This is a genomic window from Halorubrum sp. SD41 (genome assembly GCF_058630335.1).
Genome location: NZ_JBZVGZ010000027.1, coordinates 26,836 through 45,130, shown reverse-complemented (window position 1 = coordinate 45,130; position 18,295 = coordinate 26,836). Strand labels below are relative to the sequence as shown.

At 70.2% G+C, this 18,295-nt stretch carries 20 protein-coding genes and 1 tRNA gene; 12 read left to right on the top strand and 9 right to left on the bottom strand.

The genetic code is table 11. The features are described 5' to 3' along the window. Positions 1–206: 206 nt before the first annotated feature. The 3 genes from AC4NMM_RS12745 to AC4NMM_RS12735 form a co-directional block, all read right to left on the bottom strand. The gene (locus AC4NMM_RS12745; protein WP_096393926.1) at positions 207–491 is read right to left on the bottom strand and encodes a preprotein translocase subunit TatA; all 285 of its coding nucleotides are present in this window, start codon (positions 489–491) and stop codon (positions 207–209) included. A 60-nt stretch (positions 492–551) separates the two neighbouring features. Then, entirely contained in the window at positions 552–1,880 is a 1,329-nt protein-coding gene (gene nreA / locus AC4NMM_RS12740) for a DNA repair protein NreA (protein WP_491924416.1), read from the bottom strand. Positions 1,881–2,009: 129 nt separating this feature from the next. Further along, positions 2,010–3,005, bottom strand: coding sequence for a transcription initiation factor IIB (locus AC4NMM_RS12735; RefSeq protein WP_049897700.1), 996 nt, complete (start codon positions 3,003–3,005; stop codon positions 2,010–2,012). Between the two features lie 141 nt (positions 3,006–3,146). On the opposite strand from AC4NMM_RS12735, the gene rnhA reads away from it, so the two are divergent. Continuing rightward, on the top strand, positions 3,147–3,743 hold the full coding sequence (gene rnhA / locus AC4NMM_RS12730; protein WP_096393928.1) for a ribonuclease HI: 597 nt from the start codon (positions 3,147–3,149) through the stop codon (positions 3,741–3,743). After that, complete coding sequence (locus AC4NMM_RS12725; RefSeq protein ID WP_096393929.1) at positions 3,730–4,500, top strand: DUF7108 family protein; 771 nt, start codon at positions 3,730–3,732, stop codon at positions 4,498–4,500. The genes rnhA and AC4NMM_RS12725 overlap by 14 nt, the downstream gene beginning before the upstream one ends. Before the next feature lie 95 nt (positions 4,501–4,595). Here AC4NMM_RS12725 and AC4NMM_RS12720 read toward each other — a convergent pair whose 3' ends face one another. After that, positions 4,596–4,946 carry a PadR family transcriptional regulator gene (locus AC4NMM_RS12720; protein ID WP_096393930.1) on the bottom strand — a complete coding sequence of 117 codons (351 nt, stop codon included), beginning with the start codon at positions 4,944–4,946 and terminating at the stop codon, positions 4,596–4,598. A 354-nt stretch (positions 4,947–5,300) separates the two neighbouring features. Here AC4NMM_RS12720 and AC4NMM_RS12715 point away from each other — a divergent pair, with 354 nt between their 5' ends. Both AC4NMM_RS12715 and AC4NMM_RS12710 read left to right on the top strand, forming a co-directional pair. Then, a complete protein-coding gene (locus AC4NMM_RS12715; RefSeq protein WP_096393931.1) occupies positions 5,301–5,834 on the top strand; it encodes an inorganic diphosphatase in 534 nt (177 codons plus the stop codon). A 97-nt stretch (positions 5,835–5,931) separates the two neighbouring features. After that, positions 5,932–6,060: a hypothetical protein gene (locus AC4NMM_RS12710; RefSeq protein WP_269459582.1), complete on the top strand. Its 129-nt coding sequence runs from the start codon at positions 5,932–5,934 to the stop codon at positions 6,058–6,060. 18 nt (positions 6,061–6,078) lie between these two features. Here the strand turns inward: AC4NMM_RS12710 and AC4NMM_RS12705 are convergent, their stop codons facing one another. Next, positions 6,079–6,876, bottom strand: a complete 798-nt coding sequence (locus AC4NMM_RS12705; RefSeq protein WP_096393932.1) for a helix-turn-helix transcriptional regulator — start codon at positions 6,874–6,876, stop codon at positions 6,079–6,081. Between the two features lie 94 nt (positions 6,877–6,970). Then, positions 6,971–7,219 carry a hypothetical protein gene (locus AC4NMM_RS12700; protein WP_096393933.1) on the bottom strand — a complete coding sequence of 83 codons (249 nt, stop codon included), beginning with the start codon at positions 7,217–7,219 and terminating at the stop codon, positions 6,971–6,973. Positions 7,220–7,436: 217 nt separating this feature from the next. On the opposite strand from AC4NMM_RS12700, the gene AC4NMM_RS12695 reads away from it, so the two are divergent. Next, positions 7,437–7,568 (top strand): DUF7503 family protein, encoded by a 132-nt coding sequence (locus tag AC4NMM_RS12695; protein ID WP_491924415.1) that lies wholly within the window; start codon positions 7,437–7,439, stop codon positions 7,566–7,568. Here the strand turns inward: AC4NMM_RS12695 and AC4NMM_RS12690 are convergent. Then, positions 7,565–9,724: a caspase family protein gene (locus AC4NMM_RS12690; protein WP_491924414.1), complete on the bottom strand. Its 2,160-nt coding sequence runs from the start codon at positions 9,722–9,724 to the stop codon at positions 7,565–7,567. The genes AC4NMM_RS12695 and AC4NMM_RS12690 overlap by 4 nt on opposite strands. Before the next feature lie 151 nt (positions 9,725–9,875). Between AC4NMM_RS12690 and AC4NMM_RS12685 the strand changes: the two genes are divergently transcribed. From AC4NMM_RS12685 to AC4NMM_RS12675, 3 genes are all read left to right on the top strand, one after another. Continuing rightward, positions 9,876–10,832 carry a succinylglutamate desuccinylase/aspartoacylase family protein gene (locus tag AC4NMM_RS12685; protein WP_096393935.1) on the top strand — a complete coding sequence of 319 codons (957 nt, stop codon included), beginning with the start codon at positions 9,876–9,878 and terminating at the stop codon, positions 10,830–10,832. Then, on the top strand, positions 10,832–12,067 hold the full coding sequence (locus AC4NMM_RS12680; RefSeq protein ID WP_096393936.1) for a pyridoxal-phosphate dependent enzyme: 1,236 nt from the start codon (positions 10,832–10,834) through the stop codon (positions 12,065–12,067). Before AC4NMM_RS12685 ends, AC4NMM_RS12680 begins: the two co-directional genes overlap by 1 nt. A gap of 82 nt (positions 12,068–12,149) precedes the next feature. Then, complete coding sequence (locus AC4NMM_RS12675) at positions 12,150–13,046, top strand: ketopantoate reductase family protein (RefSeq protein WP_491924413.1); 897 nt, start codon at positions 12,150–12,152, stop codon at positions 13,044–13,046. A 63-nt stretch (positions 13,047–13,109) separates the two neighbouring features. Here the strand turns inward: AC4NMM_RS12675 and AC4NMM_RS12670 are convergent, their stop codons facing one another. Then, on the bottom strand, positions 13,110–13,331 hold the full coding sequence (locus tag AC4NMM_RS12670) for a DUF7556 family protein (protein WP_096393938.1): 222 nt from the start codon (positions 13,329–13,331) through the stop codon (positions 13,110–13,112). A gap of 300 nt (positions 13,332–13,631) precedes the next feature. Between AC4NMM_RS12670 and AC4NMM_RS12665 the strand changes: the two genes are divergently transcribed. Genes AC4NMM_RS12665 through AC4NMM_RS12655 form a run of 3 tightly spaced genes read left to right on the top strand, consistent with a single transcriptional unit; the run spans position 13,632 to position 16,904 of the window. Continuing rightward, positions 13,632–14,480, top strand: a complete 849-nt coding sequence (locus AC4NMM_RS12665; protein WP_096393939.1) for a CBS domain-containing protein — start codon at positions 13,632–13,634, stop codon at positions 14,478–14,480. After that, positions 14,481–16,277 (top strand): glycine--tRNA ligase, encoded by a 1,797-nt coding sequence (glyS, locus tag AC4NMM_RS12660; RefSeq protein ID WP_096393940.1) that lies wholly within the window; start codon positions 14,481–14,483, stop codon positions 16,275–16,277. It begins immediately after the preceding gene. Between the two features lie 3 nt (positions 16,278–16,280). Further along, entirely contained in the window at positions 16,281–16,904 is a 624-nt protein-coding gene (locus AC4NMM_RS12655) for a dolichol kinase (RefSeq protein WP_491924412.1), read from the top strand. 59 nt (positions 16,905–16,963) lie between these two features. On the opposite strand, the gene AC4NMM_RS12650 is transcribed toward AC4NMM_RS12655, so the two are convergent. Continuing rightward, positions 16,964–17,048 (bottom strand) — tRNA-Ser (locus tag AC4NMM_RS12650). A 172-nt stretch (positions 17,049–17,220) separates the two neighbouring features. Between AC4NMM_RS12650 and AC4NMM_RS12645 the strand changes: the two genes are divergently transcribed. Next, entirely contained in the window at positions 17,221–18,183 is a 963-nt protein-coding gene (locus AC4NMM_RS12645) for an AAA family ATPase (protein ID WP_096393942.1), read from the top strand. Positions 18,184–18,295 lie beyond the last annotated feature (112 nt).

Genomic DNA, 18,295 nt, shown 5'->3' with positions numbered 1-18,295 from the left:
ACTGCGACTCGCCGAAGGTGTTCCCCTTCTGCATAACGTCCTGGAACACGTCCTGGAGGTTCGAGTCGACCGCCCCCGCACGGCGACCGCACCTCACGCCTCCCCAGCCTCGCGGTTCGCGCTCTTCGAGCGCTCACCGCGTCCCTCGCACGTTCTCCTCGCGGCCTGTCGGCCGCTCGGAGGCGCGCGCCGGCCGTTTCGGGCGCTTACGAGCTCTCCTCTTCCTCCTTGAGCTCGTCCGACTCGTCGCCGACCTGCTCGCGGAGGCGCTTGACCTCCGTCTCCAGTTCCGCGATCCGGTCGTCGTCAGCCGTCTCGCTGTCCGCCGTCTCTGCGTCCGCCGTCTCGTCCTCGGCGCGCGTCGCGAGGTACACCACCGCGCCCGCGACGAGGACGAGCGGCACGCCGAACAGGAGGGCGGCGACGATCAGGATTATCAGGAGTTCGGGCCCGACGGGGATACCGCCGAACGCGGGGACCAGAGAGACCATACGCCGCCCACTCGGTCCGGCAACTAAAACGGTCGGGGCGACGAGCCGTCGCCCCTCGGCTCACTCCGCGTCGACGAAGTCCCCGAGATTCGCCTGAAGCCCGGCCGCCATCGTCGACTTCCGCCGGAGGCGTCCGAGCGAGACGGGGAGCTGGTCGGCGACGCCGCGGACCGCCTCGCCGAACGTCTCCGCGGTCCCGAACTCGCCCTCGAACGCGTTCCGGACCGCCTCCCGCACCTGCCAGACGCCGACCGGCCCCCAGTAGTCGTCGGAGACGTGGCGTAAGACGAGCGCCTTCGCCTGCCGCCCGCGGTCGTCGAGGTGCTCTAAGACGCCCAGCCGAGACGCGTAGTAGGCGCCCGCGGTCTCCTCGACGTAGCCGGTCCGGCCCTCGCGCCCCTCGCTCGCGGCCGCGAGGTACACCCCCGCCTCGGGGTCGGGGTTCCAGATCGAGCCGGGCGACTTCATCTCGACGAGCTCGTACTCCCACCGCCCCGGCACCAAGATCACCCAGAAGGCGTTGCCGAGGTACTCGTTGCGGTGGACCTCGATCCGGTCGACGGTCGGGTTGTCGCGGATCGAGCCGCGGAGGAACTGGCCGACCGTGTCGTCGACGGCGGTGATCGACCAGCGCGTCGGGACCAGCCGGCGGTTCTCGCCGCGCCCGAGCGCGCCAGCCGAGAGGATCGTGTTGATCTCGTACACGTCGAACCCGCGGCGGTAGAGGTACGTCATGGCGCCCTCCGCGCGCCAGTCGTCGTCCTCCAAGGTCTTCTTCACCGGTCGCGGGACGTGCGGATTCTCGCCCAGGTCGGCAGAGCGGGCCGCCGCCCGCGGCCCGGTCGGCGTCTTGATGTCCTCCGTGCCGACCTCGAAGTCGAGGTCCGGGCGGCCGTCGAGCCCGATCTCCACGTCGACCGGGCGGTCCGCGATGGCGACCTCGCGTTGAACGCCGAGCCAGCCGTCCCACGCGTCGTGGACGCTCTCGGCCGGGCCGCTCCCGCCGCCGACCGACTTCACCCCGCCGGTCGCACCGGCGTCCGCGACGTCGACGCCGCGCGTCGAGTTGAGCAGGCTCGTCCGACGGTCGAACACGTCGGAAATCGAGACGCCCTCGTCGTACCACACCGCGGAGGTCTCGAACGCCGCCGCGCGCTCCTCGCGGCCGACCGGGGATAACAGTCCGGTCGAGACGTTCGGGTAGTCCGCGCGGCCGACGAAGATGGAGGGCGAGACGCTCCCGACGACGGCGTCGTCGGAGACGTGTTCGTCGAAGCGCCGCTCGAAGGAGTCGAGGTGGTCTAAGATTCCGTAGTCCTTCTCGGCGGCGAGGCGCCGCCGCTCGGCGCGCTCGTTCGCCTCGAACTCGATGAACTCGTCGAGCCGCATTCGGATCGGCGTTGGCGGCGCGGCGGCTTGAACGTTTCCGGCGCGACGGGACGCGAAGCGCGGCGCGGAGACAACGGAGGAGAAGCCGAGGAAGACCGGAGGAAGGCAGGCCGTGAGAAGCCGACGCCCCTAGCTGTGGATGCCCATCGCCTCGATCTGCTCTTGGTACCGGTTGCGGATGGTGACCTCGGTGACCTGCGCGACGTCGGCGACCTCGCGCTGGGTCTTCTTCTCGTTGCAGAGCAGCGAGGCGGCGTAGATGGCGGCGGCGGCGTAGCCGGTGGGCGACTTCCCGGAGAGGAGACCCTGTTCGGCGGTCGTCTCGATGATCTCGTTGGCCTTCGACTGGACCTCCTCGGAGAGCTCCAGCTCCGAGGAGAACCGCGGGACGTACTTCTTCGGGTCGACCGGGCGCATCTCCAACCCGAGCTCCTGGGAGATGTAGCGGTAGGTGCGACCGATCTCCTTGCGGTCGACGCGGGACACCTCGGAGATCTCCTCTAAGCTGCGCGGGATCCCCTCCTTGCGGCAGGCGGCGTACAGCGCGGCCGTGGAGACGCCCTCGATGGAGCGGCCCCGGATGAGGTCCTCGTTGAGCGCGCGTCGGTAGATGACGGACGCGACCTCGCGTACCGAGCGCGGGACGCCGAGCGCCGAGGCCATCCGGTCGATCTCCGAGAGCGCGAACTGGAGGTTGCGCTCGCCCGCGTCTTTCGTCCGGATGCGCTCCTGCCACTTGCGGAGGCGGTGCATCTGCGACCGCTTCTTTGAGGAGATTGACCGACCGTAGGCGTCCTTGTCCTTCCAGTCGATCGTCGTCGTCAGCCCCTTGTCGTGCATCGTCTTCGTCGTCGGGGCGCCGACGCGCGACTTCTCCTGCCGCTCCGAGTGGTTGAACGCGCGCCACTCCGGGCCGGGATCGATCTGCTCGTCCTCGATGATCATCCCCGTCTCCTCGTGTATCAGCTCCCCGTCGGCCGTCCGGGTGAGGTCCTCCGGATCGAAGTCCTCCGGGTCCAGCTCGTCGATGTCCTCGACCTCCTCGACGTCGATCTCGTCTTCCTCGGCGTCTTCGTCCCCCACGCGCTGCCGGTCGTGATCCCGTTGCCGGGTGGGCCGTGTCATCGCATTTATATAGTATCCAAACGGTTTAACTTAAAAGTTCGTTACTGTGCGGGCGAGTACCACGGATGGAGCGCTCCCGGTCGGTCTCGTGCGGACAGCGGACGGACAGCCCTTTGTTCGCCGGGCGCGGAGCCCGGACGAATGCCGACGATCGACTGCGACCCGACCGCCGCGCGCGAGCGGCTCGCGGGCGAGGGCGTCCGGATCGACGAGGGGAACACCCCCCACGAGCGGTGGCGCGCCGAGCGCGACGGGGCCGTCGCGGTCGCGTACGACGACAAGGTCGTCGTCCAGGGGAGCGACCCCACCCGACTGACCGCCCTGCTGCGCGACGGCGGCGGCCGCGCGCACGTCTACTTCGACGGCGCCTCCCGCGGGAACCCGGGGCCGGCCGCGGTCGGCTGGTGTCTGGTCACGTCCGACGGCGTCGTCGCCGAGGGCGGCGAGCGGATCGGCCGCGCGACGAACAACCAGGCCGAGTACGCGGCGCTGATCCGCGCGCTGGAGGCGGCCGACGAGTACGGCTTCGACGAGATCGACGTCCGGGGGGACTCCCAGCTCACCGTCAAGCAAGTCCGCGGCGAGTGGGACGCCAACGACCCGGAGCTCCGCGAGCGCCGCGTCCGAGCCCGGGAGCTACTGGAGCGGTTCGATCGGTGGTCGATCGCCCACGTACCGCGGGAGATAAACGAGCGCGCCGACGATCTGGCGAACGAGGCACTCGATGACGCGAACTGACGACGACCCGCCGGAGTGGGCGAAGGAACGGGCGCGAGAGATGATGGCGGCGGAGAACGACGAGGGAGCGGACGCCCCCGCCGACGCGGACGACCCCGCGAGCGCCGCGGAGTCGCCCGACCGCGACGAGGAGCGCGTCCCCGACGTGCCGGTCGAGGCCGTCGACGAGGCGGAGCGGCTCACGCGGCTCGCCCGCGAGGCCGAGTCCGCGGAGCCGACGCCGGAGATCGAGCAGGCGGCCGACCAGTACCGGGAGCGCCGCGACGCGCTCGCGGCCGAGTACGGCTACACCGCCAGGATCCGCGACGAGGACGACGCGCTCGTGTTGTACCCCGACGAGTGGATGGACGAGGGGACGGTGCAGCTCGACCGCGTCGGGGACACCGACCGCGCGGTCGAGGTGTCGCTGTCCGGCCCCGGCGACGCCGACCGCTACCGCGAGGTGGCCGCGTACAACGAGGCGGTCGCCGAGGCGGTCGCCGAGCGCGAGGCCGAGGTCCACGCCCGGACCGCGGAGACGTTCGCGACGTTCATGAGCAACCACTACGTCCGCCCGGTCGACGACGCCACGCCGAAGATGCGCGCCGAGTTCCGCGAGGAGTACCTGGTCCGGAACGGGTGGCCGACCGACGAACAGCTCGACGCCGTCGACGAGTCGCTGTCCGTGATCGAGTCGGTCGCCGGCGACGTGGACGAATCCGTCGCCGTCGAGACCTTCGACGGCGAAGAATCGGCCACCGACGGCGACTCGGCGTAGCGGTCGCTCGGCGGAGAGAGAACGCGGCTTTCGCCGCGCCGTGTGCCAAAAGGTCGGTCGTTGGTCGGTGCCGTCCGGGCCGCGCGGGCGCCGCCTTACTCGAGCAGCGCCCGGACCTCGTCCGCGCGCGTCTCGTCGGTGACGAACCGGTCGAGGACCCACTCGATCTGGCCGAGGACGACGTCGTGGCCCTCGTCGGTGAGTTCGTACTGGTTCGTCCGCTTGTCGAGTTCGCTCTTCTCGACGAGCCCGTGGTCGACGAGGTCGTCGAGGTTGGGGTAGAGCCGGCCGTGGTTCACTTCGGAGCCGTAGTACGCCTCCAGCTCCCGCTTGATGGCGAGGCCGTACATCGGCTCCTCGGCGAGGATGGTGAGGATGTTCTGTTGGAACGCCGTGAGATCGCTCGCGGCCGTCGATTCATCAGTGACTGTTTGTGCCTCTGACATGCCTAACAGGAGGGGACCCGAACTTATAGTCTTTCTCAACAATCACGATCGTAGCGATGCGTAACCTCTAACGTTTGTCCGGATCTCTGGGTATCGACGGTCTCTCGGCGGACGCTCGTCCGATCCGGCGGCGGAGCGCGTTCGACTGATCGGTTCCGTTTTCGGCCGATAGGCCGACGGATCGTCGGTCGCGCCCCGCGTACGGCACGCGATCGAAACCGGGCGATCGGGCGTTCGACCGGTTCCGTTCCCGTGCCGCAGGCTCCCCGTCGCTGCGTCGCCGACGCCGACCCTGTCGTTGTGCCCGTGCGATCCCGAAAGGACTTTGCCCGACATCGACCGATCAACGGGCACATGGTCAACCTCTGGGAGGATCTCGAGACGGGACCGAACGCGCCGGACGAGATCTACGCCGTCGTCGAGTGTCTCAAAGGCGAGCGGAACAAGTACGAGTACGACAAGGACATCCCCGGCGTCGTGCTCGACCGCGTGCTCCACTCGAACGTCCACTACCCGTACGACTACGGCTTCATTCCGCAGTCGTACTACGACGACGAGGACCCCTTCGACGTGATGGTGCTCGTCGAGGACCAGACGTTCCCCGGCTGCGTCGTCGAGGCCCGCCCCGTCGCCATGATGAAGATGGACGACGACGGCGAGCAGGACGACAAGGTGATCGCGGTGCCGACCGAGGACCCCCGGTTCGACCACATCGAGGACCTCGAGGACATCCCCCAGCAGACCCTCGACGAGATAGACGAGTTCTTCGCGACCTACAAGAACCTCGAGGCCGGCAAGGAGGTCGAAACGCTCGGCTGGGAGGACAAGGCGGCGGCCAAGGAGGCCATCGAACACGCGCAGGACCTGTACGACGAGCAGGTCGCCTAACGCCGATATAACCCGAGCGCATCCGTCGCCCACGTCCGAATGCGTTATGCCTATGGGTAATTTTTAGGGCGGGAGTCGCGTACGATCGCGCAGAACCATGAGCGCCACCACGCCCTCCGTCGGCATCGATCACCCGACGGTCGTGCCCGCGAACTTCGACCCGGACGACGACGCGGCGGTCGAGACGGCCGCTGAGGACGAGGCCGCCGCGAGCGACGACGCGTAGCGGCCGCCGCTCCCCTTCTCAGGCGCGTTCGACGACCGCGGAGAGTCGCGTCGCGTCGTCTCGGAGCGACGCGAACGCGTCGTCGACCCAGTCGACCACCGTCTCCTCGGTCGATTCGAGCACGCACCGCGGGTTGTTCCGCTCGTCGTACGCGGTCACGCACGCGACGTCGTCACACCGGACGAGCCCGTACTCGATCGGTTCGGCGCTCACGTACACCTCGGCGCCGTCGTCGTTCAGCGCGCGGTCGGTCGCCGGCCCGAACTCCGTGACCGACGTGTCGACCACGTCGCGGTCGATGATCAGTTCCACGTTCGCGCCGCCGTCCAGCGCCGCGGCCGCCGCGTCGTTGAACTGCTGGAGGACGACGGGAGAGACGGCCCGGATCTCGGCCCCGCCGCTCTCGCGCAGGAGCTCCGTGAGCCGGTCGACGGCCGCCAGCGGGTTCTGGTCGGACGCCACCGTGAGGTCGCTGTCGGGGATCCCCTCCGCGGGGAAGTCGACGCCGACGCGCTCGACGGTCTCCGCGAACCGCCCGTAGCGGTCGGCGCGCTCGACCTCGGTCAGCAGCGTCTCGTACGCGTCGTGGACTCGCTCCCCGGTCGGCGTCACCCGGTAGTCGGCGTCGCGTTTCACCACCCAGTCCCGCTCGCGGAACCCCGCGAGGATCCGTTGGACCGTCGTTCGGGTGGCGTCGACCGCGTCGGTCAACTCCGCGGGGCGCCGCGGATCCTCGCGCAGCGCCCGGAGTATCGCGACCCGAACGGGCGAGCCGGCGAGGTACTGTGCGCCGTCGTGTCCGTCCTCGGCCCTCATCGTATGATCCCTGTGTACGGGTACCGCCCTGTTAATCGTACCGCGTCGCGGAGCGGGTCGCCGCGCTCGGGTCGCGGCCCGCCCGTCGGCCGCGTCAGTCCCGGTATCGGAACGACACGACGGTGCCGACGGTGTCCTCGCCGGCGATGCGCTCCGTGGTCACCGTCACGGCCGCGAGCGCGTCCGCGCCGAGCGCCTCCTCGATCACCGCCCGGAGCGCGTCGGGGTCGGCGCCCTCCTGGATCACCGGCACGCGGACCTGTCGGCGGTTGACCGCGACGTCGCCGAGGTCGTACTCGGTGTGCTCGAACGCCTCTCGGATCGCGGCTTCGATGTCGGTCATGGCACGGTCTGTTCCGCGCCGCGCGGTGAAAAAACGCTGTCTCTCGATCTGCCGCGTCGGTGCGGACAGCGTTTCCGGGTCCACGATGTCGGGTACTGGATAGATACCGCTTATCTGCCGCTCTGCCAGTTTAATACAATTATTTCTAACTTTAAATATCTACTATATTCAGCCGCAGAACAATCTTAATATTTATTTATCCTGATACTTTTCGAATATGCACGAAAGTGTGGCAGATTACGTGGCAGAGCACCCGAAGATGGCCGGCGTCCTGTTCACTGCGATGCTGTTGCTGTCGCAGGCGGCGCCTGTAGCAGCGAATATAGCTACTACTGACCCTGGCCCTTAATCGATTACAACTTCGTCGCTCCAGCCCAGTCCGTCGTTGATAAAAACAGGCACTGTCTCTAAGTTGAGAAAATCAGTCAACTCCTGTTTCCGTATATCCCTAACGCTAATTGTGGTTGGAATATAGTGGTTATCTGTTGAATTTGATAGGTTTATTCCGGTTAACGATCCTTTCCCATATGGTCCATTGGGAAGCATTCTTGCATCCATACCCCACGAATCTGGGGATGATTCTGAGATGTCGAGAATAGAAACAGATCCGCTCCGGCTCTGACAAACTGTCGTCCCCCCGTCGCCCACCACGATGTACTGGTGACCCGTAATCAGCTCGCGCTTCGCCACGTGGAGCGCGGTCCGGAGGTTGAACCCGCTGTTCATCAGGCGGGCGATGATCCGCCCGAGCTTCGTCGCGGGCGAGTTCGCCACGTCGGAGAGGGTGACGATGCCACCTCGCGAGCCCCGGTGGACTAAGGCCTCGCCCTGCTGGTAGGACTGGCAGGCGTTGAGCAGGAAGGCGCTGACGCCGATCTCGAGGTCCTCGTCGGTCAGGTCCAGGTACTCCTCGGCGCACTGCATCCCGCGGTCGTCGACGTGGCCGATGTAGTGGAGGAAGTCGACGTCCGATTCGAGCGTCTCGCGCATTTCCTCGCGGGTGAGGTCGTGGCGCACCTCGATGTCGAACTGGACCATGTCGCGGAGCCCGTAGAGGTCAGCGACGTTGCCCTCCTCTCGCATCTGCTCGTCGTTACAGACGACGAGGACGGAGATGCGCGACTGCTCGACCTGCCCGGCCTCCAGCCGCCGGTGGTACGCGTCGAGCGTCGCCTTGTTGGCGTCGAGCGGGACCCCGTCGCCGACCCACGCGTGTTCGACGGTGTCGACCGGCTCCGGCCGGACGAAGTCTGTCTGCGCCGCGACGGCGCCGCGTTCCGTGGAGGCGTCCGCACCGCGGGTAGTCTTCGCGCTCGCGCCACCGCGCACGAACTCGCCGTCACCGGGGCCGTTGGGTCCGACGCCGCCAACCGGGACTTCCCGCCTCGTGGCCGCCGACGAGCTTCGGTCCGCGCCGCCGAAGAAGCCGACGCCGACGCCGCCGTCGTCGTCCACCGGCGTGACGGTCTCCGGCGAGCGGACGATCGACAGCTCGCCGGCGACGAATGGGAGCATCTCCACGTTCTCCGGGTCGGGACGGACGTCCGTCGTCAGCGTCCACTGCGGCAGCTCGGGCTCGACCGCCTCGAAGGGGACGTCGAGGTACTCGCCGAGCCGCTCCGCGAGCGGGAGGTCGTACAGCCGCTCCCAGTCGAGGTCGAGGCCGGTCGTCTCGCGCTCGTGGAGGTCGACCGGGTAGAACCCCTCCGTGCGGGCGAGACAGTCCATGTGGAACGACTGCCTGAGCACCTGCGCGGTCCGTTCCTCGAACCCCGGTTCGAGCGGATACGTCCACCCGTCGCCCTCGATCCGCGGGGCGTCGCCCGGCACGACCTCGGCCGCGAAGTAGTACGCCAGCGAGACGACGGGGTAGAGGTAGCGGTACTCCGGGGGGACGACGATCCGGACGCCGCTGTCGACCGGCTCCACCCGCTCGGGGACGCGGAACTCGTCACCGGGCTCGATCAGCGGCGGATGCCCGCGCAGGGTCGGGAACGACCGCTCGGGGCTCGTCGTCTGGAGCGCCGACCCGAGCAGCGAGACGGCGTCCATCAGCGACTCCGGATCGGTCGGGGTGGTTATCGTCCCCGCCGGCGTCTGGTGGAGCGACCGGAAGCCGAGCCCGACGGCCCCCGGGGTGTCGAGATCGATCCGCGTGGTCCGGTCGGTCGTGGAGACAGAGAACCCGGCCTCGAACGTGAGGTACAGCTTCGTCGGGGCGGGGTCGATTCCGACGTGGTACGTGTCCCGCGGCATCTCGTAACAGTCGCCCCGGGTCAACAGTACCCCGTCACCGTCACGGGCCTGAACGACCGCGACGCGCGGGATCTCGATCGCGCCGGTCTCGACCGCGACGCTGGCGTCGACCGGGAAGTAGTGGTCGGTCTCGGAGCGGGGGCGCGGGTCGACGGGTCGGTCGGTGTACACCTCGAACTGCGTGTTCTCGATGTGGTCGGTGACGGTGATCCCGTCGGCCTCGCGCAGCGGGTCGATGTCGATGCTCATGGGGACTCGCCGCGGCGGTCGTCGGGGCGGGCGTGAACCGACGCCGCGGGGGGTAGTACCGTCCGGTTGGGCGATAGCGGCGATAAAGCTTGCGTCGGTCGGATCGCCGCGGACCGAACGGATAAAGTCCCGGCCGCCCCATCTCCGCGTAATGATAACGCTGGGAACGGCCCGCGCCTCTCCGGGCGAGACGGACACGGGCCGTCTCGAGGTGGGGGAGATGCGGGACGGGAGCCCCGTCCGGCTGCCGGTCGCCGCGATCAACGGTGCGACCGACGGGCCGACGCTGTACGTCCAGGCGGTGAGCGACGGCGACGAGCTGAACGGCTTAGGCGTCGTCAACCGCGTCGTCCCACGGCTCGACCCGGCCGAGCTGTCGGGGTCCGTCCTCGTCGTCGGCATCGTGAACCACTTCGCGTTCCAGGCCGCCGAACACCGCAACCCCGTCGACGACCGGAAGATGAACCGCGGCTACCCGGGCGACGCGGACGGGACGACGAGCGAGCGGATCGCCCACCAGACGTTCCAGGTCGCCAAGCGCGCGGACTACATCCTCGACCTCCACCAGGGGTCGACGAGCCGGATGATAAACGAGACGCGCGTGCGCTGCGGCGTCCGCCACCGCCTCCACGGGGACTGTTTAGAGCTCGCGAAGGCGTTCGGCTGCGGGCACGTCCTCGACATCAAGGGCCCGGACGGCCAGCTCGCTAGGGCCGGTCCGGAGCACGGCATCCCCACCGTCGACCCGGAGCTCGGCGGCTGCGTCGGCTGGGACGAGGAGTCGATTCAGTACGGCGTCGAGGGCGTGTTCAACGTGCTCCGCCACTACGGGTTCCTCGACGGCGACGCATCCCTCGAATCGCAGACGCGCGCCCGCGGATTCGACCAGTACGGCTCGCCGGCCGGCGGCTTAGTCCGCTTCGAGCGCGAGCTCGGCGAGCGCGTCTCGGCCGGCGACGTCCTCTTCGAGGTGACCGACACGTTCGGCGCCTTGGAAGGCCGCGTCACCGCCGACACCGACGGAATCTTCTGGCGGACGCGCCGGCTCCCGCAGGTGGCCGCCGGCGAGTACGTCTGCTCGATCGGGACCAACGTCGACGAGTACTGATGGGGTCCTCTGACGAATCGGATCGGGGAGCGCGCGCTCCCCGCCGGCTCCGCTGTGCCGAGTGCGGCGAGACGTACCGCGACCGCTGGCGCTGTCGGTGCGGCGCGCCCCTCGATTTCGCCGCCCCGCCGACCCCTGAGGGTGCGGCGCCCGATTCAGGGTCGTTCGACGTGCGCGACGGCCTGTGGGCGTTCGACGACTTCCTCGCCGTCGGCGACGACCCCCGAGCCCGGGTGACGCTCGGCGAGGGGATGACGCCGCTCGTCGACGCGGACGCGGGGACGTCGGACGGCGCCGCCCGAGACGACGACGCTCCCCCGTGGAACGCGTCGTTCAAGCTGGAGTACGTCTTCCCGACCGGCTCGTTCAAGGACCGCGGCGCGACCGCAACGCTGACCCGAGCCCGCGAGCTGGGCGTCGAGCGCGTCGTCGAGGACTCCTCGGGCAACGCGGGCGCCGCGATCGCGACGTACGCCGCCCGCGCCGGGATCGCGGCCGAGATCTACGTCCCCGCCGACGTCAAGGAGTCGAAGCTCACGGCGATCCGCCGCGCCGGCGCCGAGCCGGTCCGGATCGAGGGGAGCCGTCAGGACGTGACGGACGCCTGCGTCGCGGCGCTCGCTGAGGGCGACTCGGGCGCGAGCGGCTCGGGCGCGGGCGAGGACGGCGACCAGTCGCCGACCGACGCCTGGTACGCCAGCCACGCCTGGAACCCGGCGTTCTTCGAGGGGACCGCCACGGTCGCGTACGAGATCGCCTACCAGCGCGGCTGGGACGCCCCCGACGCCGTCGTGACGCCGCTCGGCCACGGAACGCTCTTTCTCGGCGCCTACCGCGGATTCCGGCGGCTCGAACGGGCCGGCTGGATCGACTCGGTCCCGCGGCTCTACGGCGCGCAGGCGGCAGGCGTCGCGCCCGTCGTGCGAGCGCTTCACGGCCCCGACGCCGCCGACCCGGACGGCGCGGTCAACGAGGCGGCCGACGGGATCCAGATCGCCGAACCGGTCCGCGACCGCGAGATCCGGGCGGCGATCGACGCGACCGGCGGCGACGCGCTCGCCGTCACCGAGGCGACCGCGACGCGCGAGCTCGACCGGCTCCACGCCGCCGGCTTCTACACGGAGCCGACCTGCGCGGTCGCGCCCGCCGCGCTGCGGACCCTCCGTGACCGCGGCGAGATCGGTCCCGACGAGGACGCCGTCGTGCCGCTGACGGGGAGCGGCCTGAAGGGCTGAGCCGGGCGCTCTGCCCGGTGCGCGCGGGACGGCGACCGGCCGCACCGTTACCCCTATTCGATCGGCGGTACTCGGTTCTCACATGGAGGTGCTCGTCTACGGCGCCGGCGCGCTCGGGAGCCTCGTGGGCGGGCTGCTGGCGCGCGAACACGACGTGACGCTCGTCGGGCGCGACCCGCACATGCGGACGATCCGCGAGGACGGGCTCCGGATCGACGGCGAGGTGGACGCGCGGGTCTCCCCGCGGGCGCTCACCGACGGGACGCACCGCGCGGCCGACCTCGCACTCGTCACGACGAAGGCGTACGACACCGACGCGGCGGCGCGGGCGCTCGCCACCGGCGAGTACGACGTGGTCTGCTCGCTCCAGAACGGGCTCACCGAGGGGCGGCTGGTCGCCGCGCTCGACGCGACGGTGCTCGCCGGCACCGCGAGCTACGGCGCCCGGTTCGCGGAACCCGGCTGCGTCACCTGTACCGGCGTCGGTGAGGTGACGGTCGGCGCGCTCTCCGACGGCGCGAGCCCCGCCGCCGACAGGGTCGGCGCGGCCTTCGACGCGGCCGGTATCGAGGCGGTCGTCGCCGAGGATATGCCGGTGCGCCGCTTCGAGAAGCTCGCGGTCAACGCCGGGATCAACGGCCCCTCGGCGCTCGCCCGAACCGAGAACGGCCCGACGCTCGACGGCCCCGCGAGCGGGGTCGCCCGCGAGGCCGCCCGCGAGACGGCCCGCGTCGCCCGGGCGGTCGGGGTCGACCTCCCCGACGAGCGGGCGGTCGAGGCCGTCGAGCGCGTCGCCGCCGACACCGCCGCCAACCGGTCGTCCATGTACGAGGACGTCGCGAACGGGCGACGCACCGAGGTCGACGCGATCTACGGCGCGGTCGCCGAGCGCGCGGACCGACACGGCGTCTCGGCGCCGACGTGTCGGACGATCGGGTCGCTGATCCGCGGCTGGGAGGCGGCGAGCGGGCTGCGGTGAGCGGGGCGCCGCCTGCGCTGTAGGCGCGGCGGCCGGAGAAAAGCGAGCGGGGCGGCTACGTTCTCAACACCACTCCTCGAGGACGGTCGCGTCGGTCTCGTCGACCGACACCCACGCGTCCTCCCGCGAGACGTCCGCGATGACGAGCTCCGGTCGCGACGACGAGGAGTCGATGGACGCCATCACGTCCGGCTCGTTCCCGGCGTCGAGCGCCGGGTCCGTCGGCAGCGCCGTCCGACGGCGGTCGGGGTCCGGGTCGTCCCAAGGGGTGGAACTCCGTGACATGGTTGTGAATAGTTCACAGTACGTATAAGAGTTGCGAACGCGCGCGGAGTCGGTCGTCGAATCGGGGATTCCGGGTACTGCCCGCCGACGTATCTCCCGAAAAACCGCCGCTCGGGCGATGATATGCCCGAACGTGTCGAGTTTCTCATCGGCTCTCGGGTCTCGGTACCACGCCCGCGGACGGGGCGGTCGCCGCGCTCGGGCGGACGGAGGCGGACGCCGCCGCTCGACGCCGCGGGTCGGCGGTCCGGCTCCGCACACCTTCGCAGTATACAAGAGGTGGCACGCTGAAAGACGGGCATGAACGTCGCAGACGCCATGACGCCCCGGTCGGAGCTCGTCGTCGTCGAGATCCCCGGGAGCCGGAACGACGTGTTGGAGTACATCCAGGAGCACGGGTTCTCCTCGGTCCCGGTCGTGAAGGACGTCGACGGCGACGAGGTGTACCGCGGGCTCGTCACGCGCGACGACCTGATCGACCAGCCGGACGAGGACCAGCTCGCGCTGCTGATGCGCGAGGTCCCGACCGCGGGGGCCGCCGACGACATCGTCGACGCCGCGCGGACGATGGTCGCGGAGGGGTCGCGGCGGCTCCCCGTGGTCGACGGCGACGAGCTCGTCGGCATCCTCACCGTCACCGACGTTGTGCGGGCGATCGCCCGCGGCGAGGTCGACGGCGAGACCGAGGTGGGCGAGCTCGCGACGCGCGAGGTCAACGCGACCCACGCGGGGACGCCGCTGCCGGTCGCCGAGCGCGAGATCGCGCTCTCCGGCGTCCCGTACGCGGTCGTCCTCGACGACGAGGCCGCGGTCGCCGGGATGCTCACCGAGGTCGACATCTTAGCGGTCGCCCGCGTCGTCGAGGGCGAGGCGAGTACCGGCGACTCGATCGCCGAGGAGGACTCCGAGTGGTCTTGGGAGGGGATCAAGGCGACCGGCGCCCGTTACCTCCCGACCCGGAACGTCGAGATCCCGGCGGAGGCGGTCCGCCACTTCATGACCGCGGACCTCGTCACCGTCAACGCCACGCGGACGGCCAAGGAGGTGGCACAGGAACTCATCAGCAACGACATCGAGCAGGTCCCGCTCGTCTCGGGCACCGACCTCGACGGGATCGTCCGGGACGTCGACCTGCTGGAGGGGCTGTAGATGGCCGCGGACGCGCTCGCCGAACTCGCGAAGCGCCGCGGGTTCTTCTTCGGCTCGAACGGCGCGTACGGCGGCACCGCCGGCTTCTACACGTTCGGCCCGCAGGGCGCCGCCCTCAAGCGGAACGTCGAGGACGCGTGGCGAGACCGGTTCACTATCCGCGAGGGGAACCGCGAGATCGAGGCGCCGACGGTGATGCCCGAGGCCGTCTTCGAGGCCTCCGGCCACCTGGAGGGGTTCGACGACATGCTCGTCGAGTGCCCCGAGTGCGGCGCGTCCCACCGCGCCGACCACCTCGTCGAGGACGCCACTGAGATCGAGGACGCCGAGGCGCTCCCCGGCGAGGAGGTCGCCGAGCTCATCGCCGACAACGGGATCGCCTGTCCGGCCTGCGGCACCGAGCTCGCCGGTCAGCCGGTCGAGGCGTTCAACCTCATGTTCGCCACCGACATCGGTCCCGGCGACGCCCAGCCCGGCTACCTCCGCCCGGAGACCGCGCAGGGCATCTTCGTCGAGTTCCCGCGATTGAAGGAGTACGCCCGCGGGAACCTCCCGTTCGGCATCACCCAGATCGGCCCCGCCTACCGCAACGAGATCTCGCCGCGCGGCGGCCTCCTCCGCCTGCGCGAGTTCACGCAGGCCGAGCTCGAGCAGTTCATCGACCCCGAGGAAGACGAGCCGCCGCTCGACCGCGTCCGCGACGTCGAGGTCCGGCTGTACCCCGCGACCGAGCAGGAGGCCGACGACGGCGACTACCTCGACACGACGGTCGGCGAGGCGGTCGACGAGGGCGTCATCGGCTCCCCGTGGGTCGGCTACTACCTCGGCGTCGCGCAGGAGTGGTACGAGCGCGTCGGCGTCGACCTCGACCGGTTCCGGTTCCGCCAGCACCTCGCCGGCGAGCGCGCCCACTACGCGGCCGACTGCTGGGACGCCGAGAGCGAGGTCGGCGGCGACTGGATCGAGATCGCCGGCTTCGCCTACCGCGGCGACTACGACCTCTCGAAGCACGACGAGTACGGCGACGACTCGTTCACGGTGTTCAAGCGCTACGACGAGCCGAAGACCGTCGAGCGCGCGACCGTCGACCCCGACATGTCCGTTCTCGGGCCCGAGTTCGGCGGCGACGCCGCCGCGGTCGCCGAGGCGCTCGAATCGCTCGCCGAGCGCGACCCGGACGCCTTCGAGGGCGACACCGTCGAGGTGACGCTCGGTGACGGCGACCGCGAGGTCGAGGTCGACGCCGACGTGGCGAACTTCTCGGTCGAGGAGACCACCGAGAGCGGCGAGCACATCACCCCGCACGTCGTCGAGCCGTCGTTCGGCGTCGGCCGCACCGTCCAGACGCTGCTCGCGCACGCCTACAGCGAGGACGAGGTCGACGGCGAGGAGCGCACCTACCTCTCCCTCGAACCCGAGGTCGCGCCGCAGGACGCCGCCGTCTTCCCGCTGGTGACCAACGACGAGCGCCTCACCGCGCTCGCCGACGAGGTCGCGGCCGACCTGCGGGCGGCGGGCCTCGCGGTCGCGTACGACGACTCCGGCTCGATCGGCCGCCGCTACCGCCGGCAGGACGAGGTCGGCACGCCGTTCTGCGTCACGGTCGACCGCGACGGGATCGAGGGCGACGGCCCGGACACCGTCACGCTCCGCGAGCGCGACTCCGCGGCGCAGGTCCGGATCCCGGTCGCCGACCTCGCCGACGAGCTGACCGCGCTGCGCGGGGGCGAGCCGTTCGCGTCGGTGGCGGACCGGTACGACGCGGTCGACACCGACGTCGAGACGGCGGGGAACTGAGGGGTGACCCTCCCGGACGCCGCGTGGCGCGAGCGCGTGGAGTTCGAGCGGCGGCTGGTCCACGCGAGCGGCACCCTCTACCCGGTCCCGTACCTGCTGGGCTGGATATCCTGGGAGACGACCGGGCGGCTGATGATCCTCAGCGTCGTCGTCGCGGGGGTCCTCGAAGCGCTGCGGCTCTCCGGCTCCGCGGGCCCGCTCGAACCGCTGTACGACGCGCTCGTCCGCGAGTACGAGGCCGACGGGATCGCGGGCTACGCGCTGTACCAGGTCGGGATGGCCGCGGCCGCGCTTACGTTCGCGCCGGTGTTCGCCGTGCCCGCGATGTGGATGCTCTCGGTCGGCGACCCGATAAGCGGCGGCCTCGGCGAGAACGCGGCGACGGAGCCCAAGCGGCTCTCCGTGGTGGCGGCGATGGTGTTCGTCTGCTTCGGGATCGCCGTCCCGTACGCGATCCCCGAGTTCGGCCCCGACCCCGGCGTGATCGTCGCGCTCGCGGGGGCGATCCCCGCGGCAATCGCCGACGGGCTCCCGCCGCTCGTCCGCGGCGTGGCCGTCGACGACAACCTCACCATCCCGCCGGCGGCCGCGGGCGGAATGTTCCTCGCGGCGTCGCTGATCGCGTAGAGGACGATCGAGCGACGGGCACGGAAGCGCCGTCGCTCTCCGAACGGGACTGAGAGAAGCGCCGAGGCGGAGATTTGAACTCCGGTGTCCGAATGGACAGTAGATTTCGAATCTACCGCCTTGGCCAGGCTAGGCTACCTCGGCTCGTCTCGTCGTTGGCCGGTTCCGCTGTTATGCGTTTCGATCGCTTTCGCGCGGTCCGCGGTCCGGCGTCGTCCCGGTCGGCGCCCGGCGTCGTCCCGGTCGCTCGCCGCCGCCGGCTCGGTCGGCGCCCGCCGCCGGCAACGCTTTTCGGCCCGGCCCCCGTGCGGTCGGTATGGACGTCCCCGAAGCGGCCGACGCCTGTTCCCGCGTCGTCGACGAGGTCGGCGGCGCGGTCGTCGCCGACCGCGAGTTCCTCGACCGCGTCACGCTCGGCATCCTCGCCCGCGGCCACGTCCTCTTAGAGGACGTGCCCGGCACCGGCAAGACCCTCTCGGCGCGCTCGTTCGCGACCGCGCTCGGCCTGGAGTTCTCCCGGATCCAGTTCACCCCGGACCTCCTGCCCGCCGACGTCACCGGGACCAACGTGTTCGACGAAAGCGACGGCTCCTTCTCCTTTTCGCCCGGGCCGATATTCGCGAACGTCGTCCTCGCCGACGAGATCAACCGCGCACCGCCGAAGACGCAGGCGGCGCTGCTGGAGGCGATGGAGGAGGGGCAGGTGACCGTCGACGGCGACACCCACGAGCTGCCGAGCCCGTTCTACGTCATCGCGACGCAGAACCCGGTCGAGAGCGAGGGCGCGTTCCCGCTGCCGGAGGCGCAGCTCGACCGGTTCACGATCAAGACCTCGATCGGCTACCCGGATGAGGACGGCGAGTTAGAGCTGCTTCGCCGGCGCGCCGGCCGCGTCGAGCAGTCGCCGACGGTCGACCGCGTCCTCGACCCCGACGCCGTGGCGGCGCTGCGGGAGGTGCCCGAGTCCGTCCGGGTGGAGGACGACCTGCTGCGCTACGCGGCGTCGCTCGCGCGGGCGACCCGCGAGGACCGCCGCGTCGAGGCCGGCGTCTCCCCCCGCGGCACGCAGCGCCTCTTCGAGACCGCCCGCGCGGCGGCGGTGATCGCCGGCCGCGAGTTCGTCACGCCGGACGACGTGAAGCGCGTCGCGGAGCCGACGCTCGCCCACCGGCTCGTGTTGACGCCCGACGCCGCGGTCAACGACGTCGACGAGCGCGACGTGATCGCCGACGTGCTCGACCGGGTCGCGGTGCCGACGGTCGAGGCGCCGGAGGCGTGAGGCGTCAATTTAAAAAGAATCGGCTTTGTTGAAAATCTCAGAATCTGACAGTTTCACTCCCTCAATCGCTCAGTACAGAGGTAGCGGCGAGCGATTGCGGGAGTGGGTATCG

What these genes read in the sequence shown, in the direction of transcription:
- AC4NMM_RS12745 (WP_096393926.1), bottom strand. Translation starts at nt 491, where the DNA reads ATGGTCTCTCTGGTCCCCGCGTTCGGCGGTATCCCCGTCGGGCCCGAA.
- nreA (WP_491924416.1), bottom strand. Translation starts at nt 1,880, where the DNA reads ATGCGGCTCGACGAGTTCATCGAGTTCGAGGCGAACGAGCGCGCCGAG.
- AC4NMM_RS12735 (WP_049897700.1), bottom strand. Translation starts at nt 3,005, where the DNA reads ATGACACGGCCCACCCGGCAACGGGATCACGACCGGCAGCGCGTGGGG.
- rnhA (WP_096393928.1), top strand. Translation starts at nt 3,147, where the DNA reads ATGCCGACGATCGACTGCGACCCGACCGCCGCGCGCGAGCGGCTCGCG.
- AC4NMM_RS12725 (WP_096393929.1), top strand. Translation starts at nt 3,730, where the DNA reads ATGACGCGAACTGACGACGACCCGCCGGAGTGGGCGAAGGAACGGGCG.
- AC4NMM_RS12720 (WP_096393930.1), bottom strand. Translation starts at nt 4,946, where the DNA reads ATGTCAGAGGCACAAACAGTCACTGATGAATCGACGGCCGCGAGCGAT.
- AC4NMM_RS12715 (WP_096393931.1), top strand. Translation starts at nt 5,301, where the DNA reads ATGGTCAACCTCTGGGAGGATCTCGAGACGGGACCGAACGCGCCGGAC.
- AC4NMM_RS12710 (WP_269459582.1), top strand. Translation starts at nt 5,932, where the DNA reads ATGAGCGCCACCACGCCCTCCGTCGGCATCGATCACCCGACGGTCGTG.
- AC4NMM_RS12705 (WP_096393932.1), bottom strand. Translation starts at nt 6,876, where the DNA reads ATGAGGGCCGAGGACGGACACGACGGCGCACAGTACCTCGCCGGCTCG.
- AC4NMM_RS12700 (WP_096393933.1), bottom strand. Translation starts at nt 7,219, where the DNA reads ATGACCGACATCGAAGCCGCGATCCGAGAGGCGTTCGAGCACACCGAG.
- AC4NMM_RS12695 (WP_491924415.1), top strand. Translation starts at nt 7,437, where the DNA reads ATGCACGAAAGTGTGGCAGATTACGTGGCAGAGCACCCGAAGATGGCC.
- AC4NMM_RS12690 (WP_491924414.1), bottom strand. Translation starts at nt 9,724, where the DNA reads ATGAGCATCGACATCGACCCGCTGCGCGAGGCCGACGGGATCACCGTC.
- AC4NMM_RS12685 (WP_096393935.1), top strand. Translation starts at nt 9,876, where the DNA reads ATGATAACGCTGGGAACGGCCCGCGCCTCTCCGGGCGAGACGGACACG.
- AC4NMM_RS12680 (WP_096393936.1), top strand. Translation starts at nt 10,832, where the DNA reads ATGGGGTCCTCTGACGAATCGGATCGGGGAGCGCGCGCTCCCCGCCGG.
- AC4NMM_RS12675 (WP_491924413.1), top strand. Translation starts at nt 12,150, where the DNA reads ATGGAGGTGCTCGTCTACGGCGCCGGCGCGCTCGGGAGCCTCGTGGGC.
- AC4NMM_RS12670 (WP_096393938.1), bottom strand. Translation starts at nt 13,331, where the DNA reads ATGTCACGGAGTTCCACCCCTTGGGACGACCCGGACCCCGACCGCCGT.
- AC4NMM_RS12665 (WP_096393939.1), top strand. Translation starts at nt 13,632, where the DNA reads ATGAACGTCGCAGACGCCATGACGCCCCGGTCGGAGCTCGTCGTCGTC.
- glyS (WP_096393940.1), top strand. Translation starts at nt 14,481, where the DNA reads ATGGCCGCGGACGCGCTCGCCGAACTCGCGAAGCGCCGCGGGTTCTTC.
- AC4NMM_RS12645 (WP_096393942.1), top strand. Translation starts at nt 17,221, where the DNA reads ATGGACGTCCCCGAAGCGGCCGACGCCTGTTCCCGCGTCGTCGACGAG.